At 45.3% G+C, this 3,293-nt stretch carries 3 protein-coding genes; 2 read left to right on the top strand and 1 reads right to left on the bottom strand.

Going from position 1 to position 3,293, the window contains the following annotated elements:
• The first annotated feature begins 546 nt into the window (after nt 1-546).
• Nucleotides 547-1,944 (top strand): magnesium transporter, encoded by a 1,398-nt coding sequence (gene mgtE / locus QT974_RS32735; RefSeq protein ID WP_333472528.1) that lies wholly within the window; start codon nt 547-549, stop codon nt 1,942-1,944.
• Nucleotides 1,945-2,026: 82 nt separating this feature from the next.
• On the opposite strand, the gene QT974_RS32730 is transcribed toward mgtE, so the two are convergent.
• Nucleotides 2,027-2,179, bottom strand: coding sequence for a hypothetical protein (locus tag QT974_RS32730; protein WP_333472527.1), 153 nt, complete (start codon nt 2,177-2,179; stop codon nt 2,027-2,029).
• Between the two features lie 64 nt (nt 2,180-2,243).
• Between QT974_RS32730 and QT974_RS32725 the strand changes: the two genes are divergently transcribed.
• A complete protein-coding gene (locus tag QT974_RS32725; protein ID WP_333472526.1) occupies nt 2,244-3,155 on the top strand; it encodes a hypothetical protein in 912 nt (303 codons plus the stop codon).
• Nucleotides 3,156-3,293: the final 138 nt, after the last annotated feature.

Genomic DNA, 3,293 nt, shown 5'->3' with positions numbered 1-3,293 from the left:
AAGCATTTCGGCACATAATTTATGAGTGAGAATCAGAGATTTACTGCCGAAATGCTATAGCCCCTACGAGTATATTTGCAAAAATGAGATGCACCCAATTAGATTGACCGCTTGACAGTTGACAGCACAGTCATTCTCAACGGCGATGAGCTATGTCAGATAATTGGTAATTGGTAATTGGGAATTGGTAATCGATCGCACTCTCCCGAACTCACACTCTTTGGTGCTAGCTCAAAAAGATCGTACTAAGAAACTCGATTTCGATAATACATCTTGGTTTGGTGGTGCAGCATCCGCCCAAAAATTGGGTCGATCGAAGAGCCGGTGTAAATCGTATAACTGCAAGCAGTGGTGTCAATACGCTCTAAACTGGATTTAGGAAGGCCCCGAACACAGGTTGATACCAGTTACAACCACAATGCAACTGTAGGTCAAGTCAAAATCTGCTGACTCAGTAAGTGATTCCCAACTCTTTAATCCCAAATTCCCAATCCAAAATCTAAAATCTAAAATCTAAAATCTAAAATTGCATGAGGAGGGTCATCAGTGACAGAAAACAATTATCAATCCTCTTCACTACCCAGCTACGCACGCAAAGAATTGCGGGAATTAGTTCGATCGCAGTTAAAGGCTTTGCTGGAACAAGGAGACTTTCAAGCAGCAAAAGCGATTTTACACCCGGTTCAGGAAGCAGACATCGCTGAAGCCATCGAAGGCCTGCCAGAAATCATGCAAGTAATCGCTTTCCGGTTGCTTTCCAAAGACGAAGCGATCGCAGTTTACGAATATCTCGACTCCAGCGTTCAGCAATCCCTCTGCGAAAAATTCAAACGCCAAGAAGTCCTAGATATTGTAGACAAAATGTCCCCGGACGATCGAGCTAAACTGTTTGACGAACTGCCGGCAATTTTAGTCCGCCGCCTGTTGGGTCAATTGAGCCCCACGGAACGCGAAGCTACAGCCCAACTCTTGGGTTACGAAGCCAGCACCGCCGGCCGGATCATGACCCCGGAATACATTTCTCTGAAAGAAAGCTTTACCGTCGCCCAAGCTTTGGACAGAATTCGCTCTTTGGCTAAAACTACCGAAACCATTTATTCTCTTTACGTCACTGACGCCGGACGCAGGTTGACCGGCATTTTATCCCTGCGGGATTTGGTCACTTCCCCCCTTGACAAAACCGTCGGCGAAATTATGACCCGCGACGCCGTTTCTGTTCAAACAGGAACAGATAGAGAAGAAGTCGCTCGCCTGATCCAGCGTTACGATTTTTTGGCAGTTCCCGTTGTAGACCGCGAACAGCGTCTTGTCGGGATCGTTACAGTTGACGACGCGATCGACATTTTAGAACAAGAAGCTGACAAAGATATTTATACCTTGGGCGGCATCCAGTCGGGCGGCGACAATTATTTTCAGACCGATTTAATCACCGTTGCTCGCAAAAGGGTGGTGTGGCTGTTTGTTCTGCTGTTAACCAATACTGTCACCGGCGCAATTATTAGAGCTCAAGAAGATATTTTGCACCAAGTAGTTGCCCTAGCAGCCTTTATTCCGCTGCTGACGGGCACAGGAGGCAATGTCGGAGCTCAGTCCTCAACTGTGGTAATTCGCGGCCTGAACACTGACGAAATTACAGCCATGGGCCCGTTGCAAGTAATTGTACGAGAGGGGATGGCGGGAGCGCTGCTAGGAGCTATATTAGGGACGGTAGCCACGGGCTGGGCTTATACTCTGCAAGGGAATTTGGCAGTAGCTATCGCGGTGGGAGTGAGTTTGCTGGCGATCGCCATTTTAGCTTCTATTGCTGGTTCAGCTCTGCCGTTTCTGTTTCGTTCTTTGGGTTTAGACCCCGCTTTAATGTCTGCCCCATTCATTACCACCGCCGTTGATGTGCTCGGAGTTTTGATTTATTTCACTTTAGCTCGGCTAATTTTGCAAATATAATATATTTAATTACATGACTGTCCCAAAAAATATATTTTTTTTTACTAATCCTGAATGAGGTATCGAAAGCGCTCGTGCTTACTTAAATTTTAGCTGCATATTTGCAGCCGCCCAAAAAAGCAACTCTCGGCTTGTCATCCCAACCAAAATGTCGCTCCTTCATTGCCGATTGTTCAATCGAAAATATGCAATTCTCGATTCCCCACTCTTGACTCAAAAATCTGCAATTTCCCATCCTTAAATCTCAAATCTAAAATCTGTCATTTGCCATTCAAGTGAAAATCTCAAATCTAAAATCTATGTCATCATCTAATTCACAAACCAAAATTCAGAATCCGCAGTCGAGCAATTTGTTAGAAAATGCAGAATTAGTTTTTATGGCTGCCTCGGCTGTGGGATTGGCTGCTAGTTTAGTTTTGCAGCAGAGCGTTTATGTGGAAATGCCGCTGGTGATTTCGCTGGTGTTGAATTTTGTCAACCGCCAGAAGTTGCGCGGGCAAATTAAAACAAGTACGTCGGCAGTATTCGATCGCGTCAACCAACAAGCAGCTACGAGCGATCGCGCGATCGAGCAATTGCAACTTACGGTAAATTCTTTAGATACAGCTCTTTCCCAAACATCTCGCGAAAATCTCAATGTTGGCCAGGCAGAAAATTCCCACTCTATAATTTCAGCAATTGAGAACCTGCGCCAGCGGCTCATAATTTTAGAAAAAACTATTAAAATGATTCAAAGCGAAATCGAAATCACCAGCCGCCAATTCAAACAACGGCCGGAGTTGCAACAAGTCGAAACTTTGACAACAATCATTCTAGACTTGCAGCAGTTTATCAACGAACTGCCACAGTGGGGGAGTTTGCAGCAGCGGCAGCTAACAGAACTTCAACAAAAAGTAGACCGTGCTTTGGCTGAGCTGGCTCAAGAAATCGCGAGCGTTCCCAGCCGCGTACAAGAGGCTGTAGCTAGTCGCAGTGCGGAAATTGACCAACCCTTAGGTTCTGGTTTGAATGTCGCCGGTAAACCTAAAACCCAAAATGAGAAAATTCGGCAAAAATATCCCAGAGCTTATGTCAAGTGGAGTCACGATGAAGACGAGAATTTGAAGAAAGAATATGCTAGCGGTCAACAAATTGGTGAATTATCTCTGAAATTTAAGCGACAGCCTGCGGCTATTCGTTCGCGCTTGCAAAAGTTAGGATTGCTCGAATAATATCGAGGGAATTGGGAATTGAAAATTGGGAATTGGGAATTGGGAATTGGGAATTGGTAATGTGAGCATCTCAGTTTTGCATTTATATATAGTGCGAGCGTCCCCGCTCGCGTATTGTACAATACGCGAGCGGGGACG

This window comes from Microcoleus sp. BM001215392 (genome assembly GCF_036700185.1).
Classification (GTDB): domain Bacteria; phylum Cyanobacteriota; class Cyanobacteriia; order Cyanobacteriales; family Microcoleaceae; genus Microcoleus.
The sequence above is the reverse complement of the archived record's forward strand: the minus strand, read 5'-3'. Positions and strand labels throughout refer to the sequence as shown.

Excerpts from the sequence above, each read along its gene's own strand:
- QT974_RS32725 (WP_333472526.1), top strand. The coding sequence starts at position 2,244 with ATGTCATCATCTAATTCACAAACCAAAATTCAGAATCCGCAGTCGAGC.
- QT974_RS32730 (WP_333472527.1), bottom strand. The coding sequence starts at position 2,179 with ATGGGAAATTGCAGATTTTTGAGTCAAGAGTGGGGAATCGAGAATTGC.